The organism is Eisenbergiella massiliensis (genome assembly GCF_003435485.1).
Genome location: NZ_QVLV01000002.1, coordinates 279,441 through 300,221 on the forward strand (window position 1 = coordinate 279,441; position 20,781 = coordinate 300,221).

Below are 20,781 nucleotides of genomic sequence, written 5' to 3' on the forward strand. Positions count from 1 at the left end.
GAAAAGCAAGGTAACCCTTCAGTCAGCTGTTAACAGTAACTGTGAAGGGAATGAACCGTTAACGGAGGGCAATATGAGCGCTTATTTTCAGTTGATGAGCCCGCGGCGCGTCAGTTCGGCCAATTATATAACATTTATCAACCCCACGCCTCATCCGGACAGGGTTATGGACGAGCATGATTTCCTGTATATGCTTGATGGAAGCTGGCGGATTATGGAGGAAAACTCCTGTTATGAAATGCATTCCGATGATTTGCTCATTCTGCCGGCAGGCAGGCACCATTATGGGAAGGGGCTGTGCACCCCTAATAATAAACACATGTATATTCATGTAAAACCGCTGGAGGCGGAACGCATGGGGACTGCTTCCTCTTCCCGGCTGGCGGAATTTCATTCCCTGATTCACTGTCAGGATAATCCCCGGATAAAAGAGATTTTCCAGGAAATCATCTCCCTGCGGTGGAACGGCTCTTCTCTGCGTGAGGATAAGCTTTCCCTTCTCATAAACCTGCTTCTCTGCGAGCTGAAGGAGCAGCAGGAAAAGCCGGTGTCAGCCTCTTCCTCCCACAATATTCTGGCAGAAGCATCACGGCTGATTCAGACGACGCCCCAGACTTTTTTTACAGGGAAGGACCTGGCAGATCGTTTCTTTGTATGTGAAAGGACGCTTTCCAACCAATTTAAAAAGGCATACGGCAAGACGCTGTATGCCTATCAGATGGATGTAAAGCTGGAAATGGTGCGCCAGTTCCTGTTAAGCCAGCCGGAGGTCAAGCTGCATGAAACAGCGCTGAATTTCGGTTTCTGCGACGAATTCCACATGAGCCGGACCTTTAAAAGGAAATACGGCGTGTCTCCAAGCCAGTACCGGCAGGAGAACCTGGGATCTTAAAGCACGGAGGCCAGGGCGCACAGAGAATGCACTGCTGCAAGCGGCTGCGTGACCTTCCTTACGGCTTTATATTCCAGGCATCTGCCTGCCAGGGCCAGGATGGCCGTAAATCCTGCCACAGCAGCCACACTGGGCTGCTGCGCAGTTTCCTTTTTTAAATCAGCCCCACCAGCTCAGAAAGTTTTCCATCGCGTAAAAAGACAGGGATCACATCCAGATCTGCCTTTACAGTAACGGTCTGCCCGCCTTCGTATTCCGTACCGTCATGTACCAGCGTCCACTTTGCGCCTGCAGGAAGATATACCTGACACTCCACAGCGTCCTCATACATAACCGGGGCAACCAGCATGTCGCTTCCGTACATATACTGCTCCTTCATATCCCAGCAGCACTCCTGCTCCGGGAACTCATAGAACATGGTACGCATTACGGGCCTGCCCAGGGTATGGGCCTCTTCCATCAGCTTTCTGGTATAAGGTCTCATGGCTTCACGGAAACGGATGTATTTTACCAGGGTTTCACAGTTTTCCCCGCCGAAGCTCCATACCTCATTATCAGCGCCGGTGGGCTGCATCACCTCTCCCGCCTGATTCATCACTCTCTGAGAAGGGACACGGTCACCATGCAGACGCATTACCGGACAGAAGGTTCCCCACTCAAACCAGCGCACCAGCAGCCTGCGGAAGCTTTCGTCCTCCGGGTTTCCTCCGGAAAAGCCGCCGATATCGGTGGTCCACCAGGGAATCCCCGCCACGCCCATATTCAGGCCGGCACATACCTGTCTGCGGAAGGTCTCCCAGTCGGAATGGATGTCTCCTGACCATACAAGCGCGCCGTAACGCTGGCTGCCGGCCCATGCGCAGCGAAGCAGGTTAACCACATCTTCCTGCCCGGCTTCCGTCTGTCCTTCATAGAAGGTTCTCGCATAAGCCTGGGGATAAATGTTTCCAATCTGGGCATTGGTTCCCTGATAATAACGGTAATTATCGAAATCATAGCCGCTGTATTCCGGCTCCGCTTCATCCAGCCAGAATACCTTGATTCCCTTGTCATAGTAATTCTGCTTGCATTTGTCCCATACATATGCGCGTGAACGGGGGTTGGTGGCATCATAGAAGGTACTGTTGCCATTGTAAAGCATGGCGATGTCCACACCCTTTTCCGCCTTTACAAGAAGCCCCTTCTGTTTCATTTCCTCATAGTTTTCACTTTTCCAGTCGATCTGGGGCCATACGGAAACCATCAGCTCGATTCCCATGTCTTTCAGCTCCCTGACCATAGCGTCCGGATCCGGGAAAAATTCCTCGTCAAAACGGAAATCACCCATTTTCGGCCAGTGGAAAAAGTCACAGACGATGACATCAATAGGAATATTTCTCTTTTTATATTCCCTGGCAACCTCCAGCAGCTGCTCCTGATTCCAGTAACGCAGCTTGCACTGCCAGAAGCCCATTCCATATTCAGGCATCATGGGCACCTTGCCCGTAGCATCCGCATAGGCACGCTCGATTTCATCCGGCGTATCCCCTGCGGTAATCCAGTAATCCATCTGCTTTGTGCTTTCCGCATACCACTCTGTGGTGTTGGAGGCAAAGCTCACACGGCCGACAGCCGGATTGTGCCACAGGAAGCCATAGCCCTGATCCGACAGCACGAAGGGAACGCTTGCCTGGGAATTTCTGTGGGCCAGCTCAAGATTGCAGTTTTTTACATTCAGGATATCCTGCTGGTACTGTCCCATACCGAACAGCTTTTCCTTCGGCTCGGAAGCAAAGGTCACGGTCAGGTGAAAATCTCCTCCGATGATGGGTTTGAAGAAACGGTTTTTCTTATTCAGGGCGCCGCCCTCTCCCGCTTCCTTTAAAAGAAGCTTCCCATTCTGGTTGTAAAAAGAAATATCACACTTCTTTGACCAGTTGCTCACTTCAAGGACCGCACGGATTTTCCCGTTCACAATTTCCGAACGATACTCACCCACGGTTATTTCAGCTTTCACTTCATCCTGTTTAAGCAATGCATAATCCGTATCCTCCAGTTCTCCGAGAATCGTGGAACGGACACGGAAGCTGTTGGCTCCCCAGGGCTCTACGGAAAGCACCTCACCATCATAACGGTAAACGAGGGCATTTCCTTCCTGACTCATTGTATACATAGCAAATCCTCCTCTGTTTGGATAAGGAACTGTCAATATCTTGGACAGATCCAAAAATGGCAAACAGGCTGTTCACCTGTCTGCCACCATTATATTCATTCTTTTTTATGGATTCATTATGTATATTGACCAGTTTTTTAAGTATCCTGACCTTTTCTATATTTCTGCGGTGTGGTATGATACAGCTTCCCAAACTCTGTGGTGAAATAGTTCCCGCTTCCAAAGCCCACATCCAACGCAATCTTTCCCACCGGATCATCCGTTTCCTTCAAAAGGCGTTCCGCTTTCCGGAATCTGACCCGCTGCACATATTCCACAAAGGTCATATGGAAATTTTCCCTGAAGAAACGGCACAGATAGCCCTCGCTTACGGAAAGGTAGGCTGCCAGAGAGTTCAGGACGATGCGCTGGGTATAATTTTCCTCCACAAAACCTACAATTTTCCGGATCATTTCACTCTTTCTCGTATTGGCCTTCACCGGCTGGATTTCTTCCTTCTGAAGCATGATAATATCGTAAACCACCTGAAGAAGGTAAGCGCGGACAAGCAGCTCATAGCCCTTTTCCTTTTCATCGAAAACAAAGAAGGTTTTATTGAGCATTTCAAACAGCGCCTTCTGAATGCTGTTCTTCTCCCGCAGCAGGATATACCTGCCTTGCTCCTGCGCCAGCAAGGGCTGAAGATATTTCTGTTCAATTCTGTCATTGGCCATCCCGGAAAGGAAGCTGTAGTCAAAAACCACCGCCCTGAATTCCAGCTTTGTCCCGAAGCAGTCATGGGAGCCGTGGAGGGTATTGGGCTTAATTAAAAGCACATCCCCCTCCTCAATCACGAACTGTTCCGCCTCCACCTGAAAATTGGCCTTGCCTGAAGTAATGAAGAAAATCTCAATTTCCGGATGCCAGTGATAGCTCAGCGGCATCTGGAAATCCTCTTCCATTTTTGTCTCATATGCGCTGACAGGGAACAGTAAATCTCCATGCTTTCTGTTTTCTCTTAAGGGTCTGGGCTGTTTCATCTGCGGTTCCTTTTACTCCGGTTTATAATCATCCACGTCAAATTCCCGGTCTTTAAAATAGTATTTTCGATCCTCCTCCGTGATTGCGCGCAGCACCCTGCAGGGATTGCCCACTGCGATCACATTATCAGGAATATCCTTTGTCACAACGCTCCCGGCGCCGATTACCACATTGTTCCCAATGGTTACGCCCGGATTGATCACTGTATTGCCTCCCAGCCATACATTGTCGCCGATTGTCACGCTGATGCCATATTCATAGCCTGAATTCCTGGAATCAGGATGTACGGGATGGCCTGCGGTAAAGATTGAAACATTGGGTGCGATCTGTGCATTTTTACCTATGGTCACCTTTCCCACATCCAGGATTGTCAGGTTATAGTTGGCGAAGAAATTCTCACCCACTTCAATGTTGCTGCCGTAATCGCAGCGGAACGGCGGTTCAATGAAAATATTTTTCCCGCATTTTCCGATAATTTCCCTGATCAGCGCGCCGAGCTCTTCTCCCTGCTCCGGCGGCGTATTGTTATAGCGGTAGATCCGCTTCTTATTTTCCTCACGTTCTTCCGTCAGGCCGTCCAGCCATGCCTTATAAGGCAGCCCGGCCAGCATTCTTTCTTTCTGATTCATCGCTGTATCCATCCTCATTTCTTATAATTTACCGTAACTTTTTCCGGTTGCTGATTATCCTTTATAGCTCCTTTAAAGCTTTACTTCCCTGTCCTGCAGCGCATCCATATCCTCTACGATACGCTTCAGAGCAAGGCTTATCATGCCGGTTTCGTAATCCTCCTCCAGCTTTTCGGAGGTCTCCACACGGACGCGGAAGCTTCCGCCCAGCCGGCTTCCCACACGCTGTTCCAGAAGGCGGGACATATCAGCGGTGAAAAAATCACCATACAGGACAAAACGGGACGGTGCGGCGATACAGCTGTAGGAAACCAGGACCTCCTCCAGCTGGTGAAGCACCTGCTCTCCATCAAAATAATCCAGCTTATCCCACGGCACCGGCGTGTACATAGCTCCCATCTCTCCCGCAAAATGTGAAGCGCCATAGTAAATGCTACCGTTAAGGACCAGGCCCGCCCCGGGGAAAAAGGATCGCGGGAAATAAATCCCTGCCACACAGGCTTCTCCTTCTACGCATTTTGACTGATAATAGCCGTAGGTCATGGCATTGATATCATTTTCAAACAGGACAGGAACCTGATAGCGCTCCCTGATCCGGGGAAGAAATACACGTCCCTCCAGCCCTTTGAAATCGTTGATGATTACCTCATTGCCAATCGCCTCCCCCGGCAGGCCGAAAGCAATCAGCCCGGTATTGCCGAAGGCGGCAAATACCTCATCCAGAACGGAGTCAAAGCTCTCAGGACCGATCTCCTCCATGTATTCCTGCCGTTCCCACAGCTTTTTACCGTCCAGATTAACGGCCAGCGTATGTATGTAGCTTCGCCCCTCCAATTGATGCCCGTATACCACAGCCACTGTGCGGTAATCGTAGTTATAGCGGTACTGCATGGAGGGACGCCCGCCGCCGGAGGGCGCGTTTCCGCTTTCCTGCACCTCGCCGCTATAAAGCATTTCAGAGAGCAGGGCATTCACCGTCACCACGCTCAGGCCGCTGTATTTTGCCAGCTCAGGCTTGGTAGCCGTCCTTTTCTGTGAAAGGATGTTCCGCAGCGTACTTTTATTCAGTTGCTTCATTAATCTGGTATCTGCCTTCATCCATTCTCCCAATATCTGTTTTGCTTCTTATTCCCGTGCCCCTGAGGTTAATTCTTTGCCCTGTATTTTTCGGCAACACTTTAAAAAGATACTTTATAAAGGATATTTATAATGTAATGAGTTTTTTTCCTTTTGTCAATATTTTTATGAAAACAAAATCAATGTTTTTTCCTGCCAGTTCGTTCCGGTAACTGAATTATTGTAACAGCTCAGACGGGGCTGAAGCTTTGCTCCATCCGGCTACCGAAAGGTGGCGTGGATTTTCAGAAGATAATCCAGCAAAGCGAGCGTGCGCTCTTCCTGAGAAGGACCGTTTTCCTCTCCCAGCGCTGCATTTGTTTTCAGCAGCCTGGCATTTGTCCCTCCCAATACGACGGAAGGCTTGGTCTTTCCATGGAAATCACTTCCCATCGTTTCCAGCAGCTCCAGTTCCTCTGCCAGCCGATGAAACCAGGTTACATCCTCTGCAGTATGGTAGCTGCTGTAGACCTCCAGCCCTGATACGCCCATTTTCACCATCGTGCGTATTCTGTCCCGGTTTTTGCCTACGGTATTGGCCGGATGGGCTATCACCGATATTCCGCCTGTATCCTCTATCAGCTGCTGCGCTTCCTCAAAAGCAGGATAATCTGCCGGGAAATAGGCCGGCTTCCCCTGGGAACAGAAATCCCAGAAAAAATTGACATAGGGATTGTCTCCCCGCTCACCGCCCGGCCGGTAAGGAAGAAGCAGGGGATTGTTGAGATTGCGTTCATCTGCCAGTGCCGCTTCCGCAATAGTTTCTCCCACCACAATTCCATTCCGGGAAAGGGCCAGAACCTTTTCTTCCTCAAAAATAATCCCTATGTCCCGCAGTATCTTCATTGCACGAAAGGAAATTTCCTTTTTCCGGGAAAGTATCCTGTTTTCCAGTTCTGCGTATCTGCTGTCATGATAATCGATTCCATAGCCCAGCAGGTGCAGGTCCACGCCGTCAAAGGTGCAGTCCAGCTCCACCGCCGGTATCCCGCGGATACCGAAACGGGCGCAGGATACCATCATTTCTTCCACGCCCCTGACTGAATTATGATCAGACAGCGCCGCCACCTTCAGGCCTTTCTCATGGCAAAGCCCGGCGAGCTGCTTTGGAGAATATTCCCCGTCCAGGCTTACTTCCGAATGCATGTGCAAATCCAGCCAGCTCATGCTCTGCTTCCCTTTTTCTGACTGTCAAGAAGCTCCTGCAGCGCTTCGTCGCTGTCTTCAATCCATACATCCTCTTCCTGTGCATTCAGCCCGAGGTATTCACGAAGCGTACAGGGTTCGTCACTGTTATTCCATTTTTCAACATAATCATCGATTTCCTCAAATTCAATTTCTCCCGCAAGATAAAGCTCTTTAAATTTCTTTTCCAAAACAGACTCCTCTTTTCTGTAGTAGCGGTCCAGGATTTTCACAGCTATGTTAAACCACGGCCTCTATCAAAATCCTGTCACCGAATTGTATTTCCTTGATACCAATTTTACTGCTTTGTGCCTCTGCCGTAGCTAAAAAATAGTTATACAGGCGTACCTCAAAAATACGGTTTGCAATATCCACATTACCGCCGCTTATTTTTGCAAATCCAAACATCATTGCAATGTCTATCCATTGCAATGATGTTTGGATTTGCAATGTCTATCCATTGCTCATCAGGATTATATTATACAATTTCGGGTAACAGTAAAGCTGATGCGTATATCACCATTTTACCCAAATCCTGCCTGTTGATTCCTTGTCTGTCCTGCTGCCATGATATCATAGCAGACCTGAGACAGCAAGTTCATTTTAGGACCTGCAAAGAATCTGTCGTACAGCCATTTTCATCTACAACTTCCTCATTCGGTTCTGAAGTCCAGGTATGTTCTTCGCTGTCCAGGCGGAAAACTCTTGTTATGCCATTGGACTTGTGCATCAGCATATTATCCCTTGGATATATACAGGTATCTTCCTTTTCCACAGTTCCCACATCCAGCAGAACCAACGGTTTTTCCCCTGAATTGTAAAATGTATGCGCAATTCCCTCTCCCGCCGGCTTGGCAAAGAAATCTCCCGCCTTTACCGGAATACAATCATCATTAAGATGCAGTGTTCCGCATCCCTCCAGAACCAGAAAAAACTCTTCCTGCTGGGAATGGCTGTGAAAACGGGTGCTGTAAGCGCCAGGCGGCACACTGTCTATATTCACATAAAGGTTCCTGCTGCCTGCCGCTTGCCCCAGGGAACGGGTACAAAGGCCTATTTTGTCCCTCCATACGGCATCCTGCGGCAAATTATCAATATGATACAATTTTTTAACTGTCCCATCCTGTGTTGGTTTATTTTCCAATTAATCAGTCCATCCTTCTTCCCACATAAGTCACAACGCGCGTATTCAATTGTACTGTTCCGAAAGCTCTTGGTTCTACCCGCCTCTTCATACGTACCACCTGTAATTCCAAGTCATGATTCAGCTACCGTTTGCCATTTTTTCAAATACTTATTTTCCGGCAAATCAGCCCCAGGCACTGCGGAAGCGCAGCGCTGGGATTTTTATGCCAGTCAAAGTTCTCATATGCAGTGTCTTTTTCCTCATATAAATAATTATGGTTAGGCAAATCAGCAATCACACTGTGGAATTCTTCCATTCTCTCTATGAAAAAGCCGGATACCGCCAGAGAATTTACAAAATCCTGAATCCGCCAGTCAAAGGTAGTCTCCCCAGGAAAAGGCCCTGTCTCTTCGTAGGGCTTCCTAATCCTGAACTCGCCGTTTCCCAGAAGCTTTTTATCAAAAGGGCGGCTCCACGGATGTGTATCAAACATAATATAGCGGCCATTTTCCTTCAGTATCCGGTGGAAGTTCCGATACATCGTACCCAAATCATGTATCCAGACATGCACGCCATTAGAGGTATAAACCAAATCAAAGGTTTCGTCCACCAGTTCTTCCAGCTTCATGCTGTCCGAACAATAGTAGGTAATATCCAGGCCCCTCTGCTCAGCAATTTTTCTTCCATTTTCAACCTGTTTCCAGGAGATATCCGCGGCGGTAACTTTTGCCCCAAGCGCCTGAAAGCCGAACACAGCCACACTGTCACCGCAGGATGGGACACATACTTTTTTACCTTTCAAATCAGGAACATATTCTTTCATCACAGCCGCTATTGCCTTTGGAAAAGCGATATAAGGATCCTTTTCCAACTCCCGGAATAAAGCTTCATAGTCCCACTGGGCATACCATTCATCCGATCTGCTGTTCCAGTTTTCAACGAGCTCTTTCTGTCGTTCCTCATTTTTATCCAGTCCTGCCGGTAATTTCATATTATCCGCCTTTCTTACTTACTGTTGAACGCCATTCCTTTTTCCTATATCTTAATCTTCGTCCACTTCCCCGATCTAAACCGCAGGCTCGTCAATATAAACCGCACCAGCTGATCGGCGCAGACACCGAACCAGATACCGATAATTCCCAGCCCGGCGGTATAGCAGAGCAGATAGCTGGCAATGGGCCTTACAATTGTTACGCTGATGGTGGAAGCGATGGTGGTATAAATCACATCTCCCGCGCCCCGCAGGCAGCCCATATAGATAACCTGGGCAATCTGCAGCAGCACCACTACCACGATAACCCGCATGATTTCCACTCCCATGGCAATGATCTCCGGTTCCGTAAAGAACAGCCGGTACAGGAATGCGCCGCAGGACAGATAGATTACCGCCAGCACAACGGCGATCATCCGCCCGATATTCTGGCAGATCCCTCCGTATTTTTTTGCCATCTCCACGTCCTTTGCCCCAAGGCTCTGGCCGATAAGCGCCACAGCCGCTACCTGCATGCCATCCCCAAAGGAAAAGGAAAGGCTCATTACATTCATTCCCACCTGATGGGCCGCAAAGGCAGCTGTTCCCATTTTTGCCGCCATTACAGCCACGGAAAGGAAGCCGACTCTTACGAGAAGCTGTTCCGCCAGGACACTGGAACCGATTTTTATCATGCTCTTTGCGGATTCCAGCGTCGGCCGTATTTTCTCCTTCCACATATAAGGAATACTGATAAAGTCCCCCTTGCAGGCGGCTACGAGGCTCATGACGCAGCCCACCACGCTGCCGATTACCGTGGCGATGGCCGCTCCCGAAACTCCCAGCGCAGGGAAGCCGAAATGCCCCTCTATCAGCAGATAGTTAAAAATAACATTTACCACATTGGCCGCCACATTGGTTTTCATGGCAATTTTTGTATTTCCGGCCCCCCTCTGTGCCGCGTTAACCACCAGAGAGACAACAGTAAAAATAATGAATCCCATAATGATTCTGAAATACTGCACGGCCTCCGCATGGGAAGCTTCCTCCGAACCGCACAGCCGGATGATCGGATCTGCAAAAGCCACGCAGATCAGGCTGACCGCCACCGACATCACCAGAACAAACACACTCGCCGCGCACAAAACCTCATTGGCGCCCCTCCGGTTCTTCTGCCCCTTGCGTCTGGCAACCAGTGCGGATACAGATACATTCACCGCAATAAACATGGCAAGTCCGATAAATTTCGGCTGGGTAGTCAACCCCACCGCAGCCACCGCATGCGCGCCCACGCGGCTTACCATCAAAGAGTCCACCATTCCCACAAGCGCAACAAAAAACGACTCCAGTACGGACGGCCATGCCATTTTCAGCACCGTCTGTATATTTTCCTTACTGTACTTTTTCATCTTCTCCCCCCATTATCTGCGTTCCGGCGAGGAATGCAGCCATGCGTACAACCACAGCTCATATGAATATTTATGCATTACCACGCCTGAAACTCCTGTTCTTTTTATTGTACGTTACAATGATTGCCCTGTCCATAAGCGATGCGTCAAATTTGTGGTCGCTTTTTCGGCAAAAAGCCGATTGACGAACCTTTCTCTGTGGATTATGATTGGCAATGGTAAATATTTGGCAACTGTCTGGATGCGGGCGCAGTAACTGTGAAGTAACCAGGCAGCTGTAATTTTTAACGAAAAAAACGGGATGGATAAGCCCCGGTCCCCTGCAGAAGAAAGGTTTCCCAATGAAAAAAATACGTACTGCATTCAAAAAAGATCCTGTACTTTACATATCCGGTATTCTTGCCATAATCTCCGCATTTCTGGTTCCTCCGGACACCGCCTATTTTTCCTACATAGATTTCCGCGTTCTCGCCCTTCTTTTTTCCCTGATGTGCGTGATGAACGGCTTCCAGCAAATCGGCTTTTTTCAGAAGCTGGCCGTATTTGTACTGTCTAAAACGGAAAATACAAGGCAGCTGGCGGGCGTCCTTGTATTCCTGTGTTTTTTTATGAGCATGCTTATTACGAATGATGTGTCTCTGATTACCTTTGTCCCCTTTACCGTGCTGATTCTCACAATTACAGGACAGGAAAAGCTGATGGTTTTTGTCATCGTCCTGCAGACCATTGCAGCCAATCTGGGCAGTATGCTGACTCCTATCGGCAACCCGCAGAATCTTTATCTTTACAGTCTGTCCGGCATGAGCTTTTCCGAATTCCTGGGAATCATGCTTCCCTATACACTGCTTTCCGCGCTGCTGCTTCTTCTTTTCTTGTTCCTAAAGCCGGGAGAAAAGGTTTATGTGCAGGAGATTTTCGCGGAAACCGGGCCGATGCGGCGGCGGCCCCTGATCACATATACGCTGCTGTTCTTCCTGTGCCTTGGCTGTGTGCTTCATTTAATATGCTGGCAGGCGGTTCTTGTCATCGTTACCGTTGTACTGCTTTTTACTGACCGCGGGCTTCTGCGCAGAGCTGATTACGGACTGCTTGCGACCTTTGTATTTTTCTTTATCTTCATCGGAAACATGGGGCGTCTGCCTGTGATCGTTGACCTTCTGCGCACAGTGCTTTCCGGCCATGAGCTTCCTGTGGCCATTCTTGCCAGCCAGGGCATCAGCAATGTACCGGCCGCCATCCTGCTTTCCGGTTTTACGAAAAATTATCTGCCCCTGCTTGTAGGCGTGAACATCGGAGGGCTGGGCACGCTTATCGCTTCCCTGGCCAGCCTGATTTCCTATAAACAATATGCACAGACGCCAGGATGCGAAAAAGGACGCTACCTTTCCCATTTCACCGGGCTGAACCTTGTTTTCCTGGCAGCCCTTACCTGTCTTGCCCTTTTCCTTCTGTAGGATGGGCTCTGCCCTCATCAGGCGGGTGGCTTGGCAGCCCCTCCCGCCGCTCAGCCTGCATACATATTCCTGTCCCCGGCCGCATATAGTATAGAAAAAACTGTGAGGCCCGTATGCTTTCCATTCTGGAATACATCAATCAACTGCTGTGGGGTTTTCCCGTTCTTATACTCCTCTCCTCCGCCCATCTGTATTTTACCACGAAACTGAAGTTCCCCCAAAAACTCACCCTGAAGGCCATACGCCTGTCCGTAACCCCGGAAAAAGAGGGAAAGGGCGCCAATCTGTCCGGTTTTGCAGCACTTGCCACAACACTTGCGGCAACACTTGGAACCGGTAATATTGTGGGCGTCTCCACCGCAATTGCCATCGGCGGCCCCGGCGCGTTGTTCTGGTGCTGGATAACCGGTATTCTTGGCATGGCTACCTGCTATGCGGAATGTTATCTCAGCGTACTTTTTAAAAAGCAGAAGCCTGACAAAACCTATGTGGGCGGTCCCATGTATGTCCTGGAAAAAGGGCTGCACTGCCGGGGGCTGGGAATCGTTTACGCCCTCTGTGCCCTCTTTGCCGCATTTGGGGTGGGCTGCACCACACAGTCCTCCGCAATCACGGAGGCGGTAAACACCATTGCTCCCGTATCACCGCATATCATTGGCATTCTGGCAGCATTTACCGCCGGCCTGGTCATTCTGGGCGGCGTCAAATCCATCGGCAAATTCTGTACCCGCATGGTTCCGGCTCTGGGCTTCTTCTATATTGCCTGTTGTCTGTATCTGCTTATCCTGAACAGGGATTTCCTGCTCTCCGGAATATCGCTGATTGTAAGCAGCGCCTTCCGGACAAAAGCGGCCGCAGGCGGTTTTATCGGAAGCACGCTGCAAAGCGCCGCCCGCTTCGGCATTGCCAGGGGACTGTTCACCAATGAAGCCGGCATCGGCACCGCAGCCATTGCCGCAGCTTCCTCCGAAACCAGGGATCCCAGAAGACAAAGCCTGATTTCCATGACGGCGGTTTTCTGGGATACTGTAGTCATGTGTGCGGTTACGGGGCTGGTTATCGTCACCAACATTCAGAAAAACCCGGCATCCATCCGGGGCTTTGGCTCCGCCAGCCTCACCTCCGCCGCCTTTACCTACCTCCCCTTCGGCGGCGCGCCGCTCTTGTCCCTGGCTCTGGTGGCCTTCGCCATTACCACCCTCATCGGCTGGTGCTACTACGGGGAGCGCGCCGTGGAATACCTGTTCGGGGAGACCGGGATTATCTCCTATCATCTGTGCTATATAGTCATGATTTATATCGGCGCGGTACTCCCCATGGATCTGGTCTGGGGATTTACGGATCTGATTAATGGAATCATGGTCTTCCCTAATGTGCTGGCACTGTTTGCGCTGCGAAAAAAAATACATATCTGAGCGCCCTGTTCCAATTTTACGGAAAATCAAAGAGTTTCTTTAGAAATTCTTTGGTTTTTCCAGGGCCGCTTTTTCATTTTTCCGGGATATACTCTAATAAAAACCGGTGAAAATATTTCATACAGCGATTGCCGCCATCGGTAAAAAGATCGGAGAAGATGCCATGACCACCTTTACACTGAAAATGATTGCTTTAATCCTTATGGTACTCGACCACATCAGTTATTATTTTCCTTCCGCCCCCTTTTGGTTCCGATGGCTCGGGAGAGGCTCTTATCCCCTGTTTCTTTTCTGTATGGTGTGGGGATATCACTATACGAAAAACAGGAAGCGTTATCTGCTGCGCCTGTACCTGATGAGCATTTTTATGACCGTTTTTGGCTATGCCCTGGATAACTGTCTCATGGTAACGGAAAACGGCTATGGCAATCATAACATCTTCCTCCCCATGTTTTTGACCGGGGTCATCATCAGTACGATTGAGCTGTTCCTCCGGGACAGAAAAAAGGGAACGCTTCTGCTCATCGCCATATTCCTTGTGCAATTCCTGTATTACACTATTCCTTTCATTATTCCTTTTGCCGGTAATTTAAGCGGGGATACCCTGACAGGAATCATCCCCAGCCTCGTTCTGAATGAATACGGCTTTGACTTTATTGTCCTGGGAGTCCTGATGTACTTCCTGCGTGAAAAGAAAGACTGGCTCTGCGTTGTATACAGCATATTCTGTATTTACCAGTTCAGTTCGGAAATGTTTACATCAGGGACAGGAAACGCTACCCAGTGGATGATGATCATTGCGCTGCCATTCATGCTGCGATATAACAGGCAGAAGGGACCCGGGCTGAAATATTTCTTCTATGTTTTCTATCCCGCCCATACCTTCCTGCTGTTCTGGCTGGCGAATTACATATTTGCAAACAATGGCTGATGCCGTTGTGCAAAAGGGGGTATTACAAAAGGGGATATGGTTTTCCTTCCCGGAAGCCGTATCCCCTTTTGCACATTTCATTCATATGTTCCTATAAATCGCGCCATATCTTTATTTACCGTAACTATTTCTCATAATATAAAACGCCAAGCGTTCCCGGCCCGCAATGGCTGGAAATTACGCCGCCAGCCCTGGTCACCCGGATATCTTCAAAATGCTCCAACCCCTCCAGTAAATCCCGTACCTGCCGGATTACCTCATCAGGGCAGCCGGAATGGGTAATGAATACCCTGTGCCCGTCCGCCGCCAGCAGGTTGTCACGCATATCCTGCACATACTTCATGATGACCTTATCCTGGGCGCCTCTGTATTTCCTCCCGGCGGACATTTTTCCCTGGCTGACCTCAATCCTGGGCTTCAGGTTCAGCTTCCCGCCAAGCAGGGCTGTTACAGTGGAACATCTTCCTCCCATTGCCAGGTAATCCAGTCTTTCCACGACAAAGCTTGCTCTCACCTTGTCACGGGCTTCCTCGATTTCCTTTACTATTTCTTCCGCGCTCCGGCCCTCCTGCGCCAGCTGCGCAGCCCGGAGTACCTGCAGGCCGATACCTGTGGAAAGGTTCCTGGAATCAATGATAAACATTCTGTCATATTCCAGCTCCTCCTTTACCAGCCGCATCACATTGCAGGTCGTGGACATTTCTGAGGAAATTCCGATAAAAATCACTTCCTCCTGATTTTCCTTCATGCCCTTTACAAGCGCAAGCGCCCTGTCAAATGCGACAGCCGCTGTTTTCGGCGTCCGTTTATTGGCCTGTGCCCAGACATAAATCTCATCCGGGGAAATCTCTTCACCATCACTGTAGCTTGTCATATCCAGCACAATATTCAAAGGAAGAATGGTAATTCCATAATCCCGGATCAGTTCAGGTGACAGATCACAGGTACTGTCCGCCACAATTTTTATTGAACTCATTTTCTCCATGCCTTTCTTTTTTACGTACCTTCATCCCGATTCGTCAAGCAGGCCAGATGCCTGTTACGTCTTTCACAGCTTTCTAGCCGCTCTTTAAAGCAGGGCTTTTTCCACAATGCCAAGGCCAATCGGATAAGGGCCGGTGTGCACTCCAATCGTAGCCCCAATCTGGTAAACAGGCAGAGCCACCTCGCCGTATTCACCGCGCAGGCGTTCCAGGACAAGCGCCCGGTACTCCTGCGCTTCCGCCATGTCATAGCCGTAACCGACGGCGATGGAATAGCGGCTGATATCCGCAGCCCTCTCATGCAGATAGGCAAGGAGCAGATCAATTGTTTTCAGCATGGTTTTCTTTCTCACCCGACCGATTCCCGAAGGAAATATTTCTCCCTCCTTCAGAGTGATAATCGGCTTGATTCCAAGCAGGGCGCCTGCCGCGCCGGCCACCTTGCCGATTCTTCCGCCGGCCTTCAGGTATTCCATATTTCCTACCGTAAAAAAGATTCTGCCGGAGCTTCTGATTTCTTTGATCCTGGCAATCGTTTCCTCATACCCTGCCCCGCTCTCCTGCATGGCCGCCGCCTCAAGAACCAGAAGCCCCTGAAGCACCGTATTCACCGTCGCATCCATCACCGTAATTACCGCCTCAGGATAATCTTCCAGAATCAGCTCCTTTGCGGACAGAGCCGACTGCATGGAGCCGCTGAATTTTGTGGTGATGCAGATACAGAAAACCGGAACCTTCTCCCTGGCGTACGTTTCAAAGGCATCATAATAATCCTGGATGGAGGGGAGGGAGGATTTGGGATAAACGCCCGGGTTATCCACCATCTTCTGATAAAACTCCCGGATTCCAATCTCTTCAATTTCCTTCTGATAATTCTTATTATCGAAGGACACGTAAAAAGGCACCACCCGAATGTGTTTTTTTTCTGCCAGCTCCGGAGGCAGATCGCAGGAGCCGTCACTGATAATCTGAAAATTGCTGTCCATGTTTTTTCACTTTCCTGTTGATTTCCGCGGGCAACGAACCAGGCAGACACATCGGCGTGTCCTGCTGCTTTGCCGCACAAATACAGTTTTACCACTATTCCGCTTATCAGTAAAGCCTAATCTGCCATTCTATAGTAAATTCTCTGATAAATTACGGTCAGCCCGGACAGCATCTATCTTTTCCACAGCTTCCCGGCACGGATGCAGACGGGCTCACCGTCTACACTGATCCAGACGTCAAGAGCGGACGGGTTGTATACCATGTGCATGTCCGTACTGAAAACCAGGCTTCTGGCTGCTGTCACATAATCCTTGATCTGGATGTTCGTGGCATACCATACGTCCTCCTGATCCGCCGCCATTTTACAGAATTCTTCCATTACCTCCCAGTTGTCCGCACCATCAAATTCAAAGCTGTGGCCCCAGACATAAAAAAGCAGCATCTGATCAAAATCCCGTTCCTTAAACTGCTTCCAGAGTCCCTTCAAATCCCCGTTATGATGGGCTGTCGGATGCCATTTCATAAAATCCTCAGGAAGATCAAACCGGCCTGTGGCCTCCACCGTCCGGCTGTATTCCATGCCGCAGCTGCGGGCCAGCTCGATTACATGCTCCGAATATGCGCCGAAGGGGTAAGACATGCCGCGTACCGGATAGCCGCAGGCCGCCTCCAGCATTTTCTTATCCTCCAGTATTTCCGTAAGCACACCCGTATCGGGGATCTGCGTAAGATAAGGATGGGTCACCGTATGTACGGAAACCTCATGGTTGCGGTACAGCTGTGCCAGCACCGATTCCTTTACATAACGTTCCTTACCGATATTGCCGCTGTTAAGATGAAAGGTTCCCCTGATATGGTATTTGTCAAAAAGAGCCGCCAGACGGACATCAAAAAGCTGTCCGTCATCATAGCTCATAGTCAGTGCGCGTCTTACCCCGCCGGGAAATAAATTCGTCTTTACCGTCATTTTTCTTCTCCTTTGTTGTTACCGTGTCTCAGCCGCATTCCCGTAGGCGTAACCGCCAGTCCGCCTTTGGCCGTTTCCCTCACTGACTGGGGCATCGCCTTCCCTATGGCATACATGGCGTCCACCACCTCGTCAAAGGGAATATAGCTCTTCACTCCCGCCAGCGCCAGATCCGCAGAAAGCAGGGCATTCATGGCTCCGGAGGCATTCCTCTTAATACAGGGGATTTCCACAAGCCCGGCCACCGGATCACAGGTAAGTCCCAGTACATTTTTCAGAGCCATGGCCGCAGCATGGAATGCCGCCTCCGGTGAGCCGCCCAGCATTTCCGTAACAGCCGCCGCCCCCATGGCCGCAGCCGCTCCGCATTCCGCCTGGCACCCGCCTTCCGCTCCGGAAACCGTAGCCCGGCTGCCTATGATAATCCCTATGGCAGAAGCCGTAAATAAAGCATTTACCATACATTCCCGATCCAGTCCCCTGCTCTGCGCACATGCCAGAACAGCCGCAGGCACGATACCGCAGGAGCCGGCTGTAGGGCAGGCCACAATGCACTGCATGGAAGCATTGATTTCCGAACAGGAAAGAGCCATGCCCACTGCCAGCGATGCCACCTCTCCCAAAAGGCTTTTCCCTTCCTGACGGTACTGCTCATAAAGGCAGGCATTACCGCCGGTCAGCCCGCTTACGGAACGCACCGGTTCCCTCCTCGCTTTCTGCGCGGAGCGCTCCATCACAGAAAGCGACTGGTCCATCTGTTCCCTGAGCTCTTCCCTTGTCCTGCCGCTGCGTTCCATCTCCTGATTCAGTGCATATTCCCACAGCGTCTGATTGTTTTCCTTTAATGTATTGATCAGATTTTCCGTATCCAGTATAAACATAATCTTCCCTGCCCGCTGTCCTCCCGGCATCCCATTTCCCGGGACACCTGCACAGCTCCTTTCTTTCTTCGTAACTGTCCGGTTCCTTCACAGCCACTGCCGGGCGTCAGCCCACATCCCCCGGATTGAGCAGCAGTACCTGTTTCACTCCATATACCCTCTCCAGCGCATTTTTCAAATGCTCCGGAAGCTCCCCGTCCAGTTCCATATACATACATGCGGTCCGGCCGTCATCAGTACGGTTCACCTGCATATTTCCTATATTGATCCGATAGGCATACAGAATCGCGGTAATTCCCGCAATCACCCCCGGCTCGTCCGTATGCTTGGTGGCCAGAATCGGTCTTTCCCCTGAAAACTGCACCGTCACGCCATCGATTTCTGTAATGCAGACGCTGCCGCCGCCGATACTGCTTCCTGTCATGGTAAAAAGCCTGCCGCTTTGGGTGATAAGCTCCATGTGCACGGTATTCGGATGCACATCTCCCAGATCCGCGGGAATAAACTCCGCTTCAATCCCCTTTTCCGCCGCCAGCTCATAGGCCTGCTTCAGCCGTTCATCATCGTACCGGATTCCCTGAATCCCCGCCAGAAGCGCCTTGTCGGTTCCGTGCCCCTTATAGGTCTCCGCAAACGAACCATGCATGTAAAAGCGGGCCTTTTTTATATCCTCCCCGCAAAGATGCCTGGCAAGCAGGCCCAGTCTGGCCGCACCCGCCGTATGGCTGCTGGACGGCCCCACCATCACCGGACCAATCATATCAAAAACACCATAATGCTTCACCGTACGCTCCTCCTGAAAAGAGCCCTGCAAACCTGTGATAGCTGCAGGGCCTGTCTGTTCTGTTAGTATTTGTTTTTCCGTTTCTATTATACCTTTGCCATGCCGTTTATGTCCAGCATTTTCAGAGCTTTTGTGCCAAATTGTGTTATTTATGTTACTGTTCACACAGTACTGTGCATTTACTGCACAGTACGTAAGAAAGTGATTCAAGAGTGCATAAATCCCATTGCCGCAGGCAATTTTTAATGGATTTATGCAGTTACTGGTCACGGAGTGAACAGTAACTTATTTATAAATATCGTTCAGACGCTGGTATAGCGGAGACAGGCGTCCGTAAATATTTCGGAAAATTTCTTCATACAGCGTATTGTATATCTGATGCTGCTGCATATCCGGGGAAAAGAAATCTTTTTTGAAAACCATGCTGCCCACCGCTTCTTCATAGTCTGTAAACTCTCCCATACCCACAAAGGCCGCAATAGCGCTTCCGATCCCGGAAACCTCAAAGGTCTGTGTGCGGATAACGGGAAGTCCGAACATGTCCGCCGTAATCTGGCAGATTTCATCGCTCTGGGCCCCGCCGCCGCCCACATAGATCTCAAGGAATTTATGTCCTGACTGCTTCTCCAGAAGCTTCAGCCCGTCCATAAGCGCAAAATTAATCCCTTCAATTATGGCCCTGTAAATATGTATCCTGGTATGCACATCGGAAAATCCGATCACAGCCCCTTTTGCCACCGGCATGGTGGTATTCGGCGTAAAATAGGGCTGAAAAATCAGTCCCTCACATCCTGCCGGCACTTCCTTCAGCCGCCGGTTCAGCAGCTCCTCCGCGGAAATTCCCAAAGTCTGCGCCGTTTCGATTTCCTTGGCGGCAAATTCCCGCTTGAACCAGGAAACCAGCCAGTAGCCCCTGAAAATTTCTATCTCCGGCGTAAAATGTCCCCTCATCACCGACGCATAGGGCGGAATAAAACGTTCCGGCTCCACATAGGCATCAGTGGTAAAGGTTACCGTGGCCGTAGTTCCGAAGCTGATCGCCGCCTTTTCTTTCGTAATGCAGCCTAATCCCAGGATTTCACAGGCCTTATCCGAACCTGAGGCAATGAGAGGCAGCCCCTCCGGCAGCCCCGTATCCGCAGCTGCCTTTGCCGATACACGTCCCAGCATCTCTCCCGGCTCCACGATCTCACAGAGTTTTTCCGGTTCAATGGGAAAGACGGGCCTGGTGAGATCACTTTTTTTCTGCCAGGTTCTCGTCCGGTGATCAAAGGGAACCCTGCCCACCATACTGGCCGCGGAATCCACCATCTTCCCCGTCAGGCGGAAAATCAGATAGCCGCTTATCATCAGATATTTATAGGTCTTTTCCCAGTTCTCCGGTTCTTTTTCCCGCATCCAGTTGCACTGGGCCTTCCGGTACTGCATATTGGCCGTCTGCTCCATTCCCACAGCCTTCAGCATGATTCTGGAGAGCTGGGAAAAGCGCGGCGTCCCTTCCGCCTTCCTGTTGTCCAGCCACACAAAGGCCGGGCGGATGGGCGTCCCTTCCCGATCCACACAGACACAGGTACTGCGTATGGCCGTCAGAGAAACCGCCTCCACACGCGCCCACCGCTCCGGCTCTTTTTCCTTCAGTGTCAGGGCTGCCTCACAGAGCTTGCCGTAATAAAACTGCGCATCCTGCTCCGCATAGTCCGTATCCGGCGAAACATAAGGCGGCTCATGCTTTTTCTGCGCCTTTGCCAGGATAGAGCCTCTGTTATTGATAAGCAGCGCCCTGGTGCTCTGTGTCCCCACATCAAAAACCAGTACAATCCGTTCCTTTTTCTCTTGCTTCTCTTGCGTGAATTGCTTTCCTTCCATAATCCCCCGCCGCT

General features: G+C 50.3%; 21 protein-coding genes. 4 read left to right on the top strand and 17 right to left on the bottom strand.

The genetic code is table 11. From position 1 onward, the window contains the following. The first annotated feature begins 73 nt into the window (after positions 1-73). Positions 74-892 (top strand): helix-turn-helix transcriptional regulator, encoded by an 819-nt coding sequence (locus tag DXC51_RS03840; protein WP_025489752.1) that lies wholly within the window; start codon positions 74-76, stop codon positions 890-892. On the opposite strand, the gene DXC51_RS30240 is transcribed toward DXC51_RS03840, so the two are convergent. From DXC51_RS30240 to DXC51_RS03885, 11 genes are all read right to left on the bottom strand, one after another. After that, the gene (locus DXC51_RS30240; protein ID WP_278336967.1) at positions 889-1,020 is read right to left on the bottom strand and encodes a hypothetical protein; all 132 of its coding nucleotides are present in this window, start codon (positions 1,018-1,020) and stop codon (positions 889-891) included. The two genes, DXC51_RS03840 and DXC51_RS30240, sit on opposite strands and share 4 nt — an antisense overlap. 26 nt (positions 1,021-1,046) lie before the next feature. Beyond that, on the bottom strand, positions 1,047-3,044 hold the full coding sequence (locus tag DXC51_RS03845; RefSeq protein ID WP_025489751.1) for a glycoside hydrolase family 31 protein: 1,998 nt from the start codon (positions 3,042-3,044) through the stop codon (positions 1,047-1,049). Positions 3,045-3,181: 137 nt separating this feature from the next. Continuing rightward, on the bottom strand, positions 3,182-4,063 hold the full coding sequence (locus tag DXC51_RS03850; RefSeq protein WP_025489750.1) for an AraC family transcriptional regulator: 882 nt from the start codon (positions 4,061-4,063) through the stop codon (positions 3,182-3,184). A gap of 12 nt (positions 4,064-4,075) precedes the next feature. After that, positions 4,076-4,693 carry a sugar O-acetyltransferase gene (locus DXC51_RS03855; protein ID WP_025489749.1) on the bottom strand — a complete coding sequence of 206 codons (618 nt, stop codon included), beginning with the start codon at positions 4,691-4,693 and terminating at the stop codon, positions 4,076-4,078. Positions 4,694-4,765: 72 nt separating this feature from the next. Then, on the bottom strand, positions 4,766-5,791 hold the full coding sequence (locus tag DXC51_RS03860) for an ROK family protein (protein ID WP_025489748.1): 1,026 nt from the start codon (positions 5,789-5,791) through the stop codon (positions 4,766-4,768). Between the two features lie 240 nt (positions 5,792-6,031). Further along, positions 6,032-6,976 (bottom strand): PHP domain-containing protein, encoded by a 945-nt coding sequence (locus DXC51_RS03865; RefSeq protein WP_117530533.1) that lies wholly within the window; start codon positions 6,974-6,976, stop codon positions 6,032-6,034. Further along, on the bottom strand, positions 6,973-7,185 hold the full coding sequence (locus tag DXC51_RS03870; protein WP_025489746.1) for a hypothetical protein: 213 nt from the start codon (positions 7,183-7,185) through the stop codon (positions 6,973-6,975). The genes DXC51_RS03865 and DXC51_RS03870 overlap by 4 nt, the downstream gene beginning before the upstream one ends. 49 nt (positions 7,186-7,234) lie before the next feature. Next, positions 7,235-7,405 (bottom strand): hypothetical protein, encoded by a 171-nt coding sequence (locus tag DXC51_RS29430; RefSeq protein ID WP_181970021.1) that lies wholly within the window; start codon positions 7,403-7,405, stop codon positions 7,235-7,237. A 187-nt stretch (positions 7,406-7,592) separates the two neighbouring features. Further along, on the bottom strand, positions 7,593-8,138 hold the full coding sequence (locus DXC51_RS03875) for a cupin domain-containing protein (RefSeq protein ID WP_117543757.1): 546 nt from the start codon (positions 8,136-8,138) through the stop codon (positions 7,593-7,595). A 142-nt stretch (positions 8,139-8,280) separates the two neighbouring features. Next, complete coding sequence (locus DXC51_RS03880) at positions 8,281-9,111, bottom strand: class I SAM-dependent methyltransferase (protein ID WP_117543759.1); 831 nt, start codon at positions 9,109-9,111, stop codon at positions 8,281-8,283. A 44-nt stretch (positions 9,112-9,155) separates the two neighbouring features. Beyond that, on the bottom strand, positions 9,156-10,499 hold the full coding sequence (locus tag DXC51_RS03885; RefSeq protein WP_044915340.1) for an MATE family efflux transporter: 1,344 nt from the start codon (positions 10,497-10,499) through the stop codon (positions 9,156-9,158). A 341-nt stretch (positions 10,500-10,840) separates the two neighbouring features. On the opposite strand from DXC51_RS03885, the gene DXC51_RS03890 reads away from it, so the two are divergent. The 3 genes from DXC51_RS03890 (at position 10,841) to DXC51_RS03900 (ending at position 14,299) form a co-directional block, all read left to right on the top strand. Further along, positions 10,841-11,953: an SLC13 family permease gene (locus tag DXC51_RS03890; RefSeq protein WP_021635895.1), complete on the top strand. Its 1,113-nt coding sequence runs from the start codon at positions 10,841-10,843 to the stop codon at positions 11,951-11,953. Positions 11,954-12,066: 113 nt separating this feature from the next. Next, entirely contained in the window at positions 12,067-13,368 is a 1,302-nt protein-coding gene (locus DXC51_RS03895) for an alanine/glycine:cation symporter family protein (RefSeq protein ID WP_117543761.1), read from the top strand. A gap of 106 nt (positions 13,369-13,474) precedes the next feature. Continuing rightward, positions 13,475-14,299, top strand: coding sequence for a TraX family protein (locus DXC51_RS03900; RefSeq protein WP_243003118.1), 825 nt, complete (start codon positions 13,475-13,477; stop codon positions 14,297-14,299). Between the two features lie 124 nt (positions 14,300-14,423). Here DXC51_RS03900 and DXC51_RS03905 read toward each other — a convergent pair whose 3' ends face one another. The 6 genes from DXC51_RS03905 to DXC51_RS03930 all read right to left on the bottom strand — a co-directional run bounded on the left by DXC51_RS03905 (position 14,424) and on the right by DXC51_RS03930 (position 20,767). Then, complete coding sequence (locus DXC51_RS03905; RefSeq protein ID WP_117543763.1) at positions 14,424-15,275, bottom strand: DegV family protein; 852 nt, start codon at positions 15,273-15,275, stop codon at positions 14,424-14,426. Between the two features lie 93 nt (positions 15,276-15,368). Continuing rightward, positions 15,369-16,268: a DegV family protein gene (locus tag DXC51_RS03910; RefSeq protein ID WP_025489739.1), complete on the bottom strand. Its 900-nt coding sequence runs from the start codon at positions 16,266-16,268 to the stop codon at positions 15,369-15,371. Positions 16,269-16,441: 173 nt separating this feature from the next. Continuing rightward, entirely contained in the window at positions 16,442-17,236 is a 795-nt protein-coding gene (locus tag DXC51_RS03915; protein WP_021635902.1) for a polysaccharide deacetylase family protein, read from the bottom strand. Further along, the gene (gene sdaAA / locus DXC51_RS03920; RefSeq protein ID WP_035321724.1) at positions 17,233-18,117 is read right to left on the bottom strand and encodes an L-serine ammonia-lyase, iron-sulfur-dependent, subunit alpha; all 885 of its coding nucleotides are present in this window, start codon (positions 18,115-18,117) and stop codon (positions 17,233-17,235) included. Before sdaAA ends, DXC51_RS03915 begins: the two co-directional genes overlap by 4 nt. A gap of 106 nt (positions 18,118-18,223) precedes the next feature. Beyond that, entirely contained in the window at positions 18,224-18,901 is a 678-nt protein-coding gene (sdaAB, locus tag DXC51_RS03925; RefSeq protein ID WP_025489736.1) for an L-serine ammonia-lyase, iron-sulfur-dependent subunit beta, read from the bottom strand. A 285-nt stretch (positions 18,902-19,186) separates the two neighbouring features. Further along, positions 19,187-20,767: an FGGY-family carbohydrate kinase gene (locus DXC51_RS03930; protein WP_117543765.1), complete on the bottom strand. Its 1,581-nt coding sequence runs from the start codon at positions 20,765-20,767 to the stop codon at positions 19,187-19,189. Positions 20,768-20,781: the final 14 nt, after the last annotated feature.

Excerpts from the sequence above, each read along its gene's own strand:
- DXC51_RS03840 (WP_025489752.1), top strand. The coding sequence starts at position 74 with ATGAGCGCTTATTTTCAGTTGATGAGCCCGCGGCGCGTCAGTTCGGCC.
- DXC51_RS03845 (WP_025489751.1), bottom strand. The coding sequence starts at position 3,044 with ATGTATACAATGAGTCAGGAAGGAAATGCCCTCGTTTACCGTTATGAT.
- DXC51_RS03850 (WP_025489750.1), bottom strand. The coding sequence starts at position 4,063 with ATGAAACAGCCCAGACCCTTAAGAGAAAACAGAAAGCATGGAGATTTA.
- DXC51_RS03855 (WP_025489749.1), bottom strand. The coding sequence starts at position 4,693 with ATGAATCAGAAAGAAAGAATGCTGGCCGGGCTGCCTTATAAGGCATGG.
- DXC51_RS03860 (WP_025489748.1), bottom strand. The coding sequence starts at position 5,791 with ATGAAGGCAGATACCAGATTAATGAAGCAACTGAATAAAAGTACGCTG.
- DXC51_RS03865 (WP_117530533.1), bottom strand. The coding sequence starts at position 6,976 with ATGAGCTGGCTGGATTTGCACATGCATTCGGAAGTAAGCCTGGACGGG.
- DXC51_RS29430 (WP_181970021.1), bottom strand. The coding sequence starts at position 7,405 with ATGATGTTTGGATTTGCAAAAATAAGCGGCGGTAATGTGGATATTGCA.
- DXC51_RS03880 (WP_117543759.1), bottom strand. The coding sequence starts at position 9,111 with ATGAAATTACCGGCAGGACTGGATAAAAATGAGGAACGACAGAAAGAG.
- DXC51_RS03885 (WP_044915340.1), bottom strand. The coding sequence starts at position 10,499 with ATGAAAAAGTACAGTAAGGAAAATATACAGACGGTGCTGAAAATGGCA.
- DXC51_RS03890 (WP_021635895.1), top strand. The coding sequence starts at position 10,841 with ATGAAAAAAATACGTACTGCATTCAAAAAAGATCCTGTACTTTACATA.
- DXC51_RS03895 (WP_117543761.1), top strand. The coding sequence starts at position 12,067 with ATGCTTTCCATTCTGGAATACATCAATCAACTGCTGTGGGGTTTTCCC.
- DXC51_RS03905 (WP_117543763.1), bottom strand. The coding sequence starts at position 15,275 with ATGAGTTCAATAAAAATTGTGGCGGACAGTACCTGTGATCTGTCACCT.
- DXC51_RS03910 (WP_025489739.1), bottom strand. The coding sequence starts at position 16,268 with ATGGACAGCAATTTTCAGATTATCAGTGACGGCTCCTGCGATCTGCCT.
- DXC51_RS03915 (WP_021635902.1), bottom strand. The coding sequence starts at position 17,236 with ATGACGGTAAAGACGAATTTATTTCCCGGCGGGGTAAGACGCGCACTG.
- sdaAA (WP_035321724.1), bottom strand. The coding sequence starts at position 18,117 with ATGTTTATACTGGATACGGAAAATCTGATCAATACATTAAAGGAAAAC.
- DXC51_RS03930 (WP_117543765.1), bottom strand. The coding sequence starts at position 20,767 with ATGGAAGGAAAGCAATTCACGCAAGAGAAGCAAGAGAAAAAGGAACGG.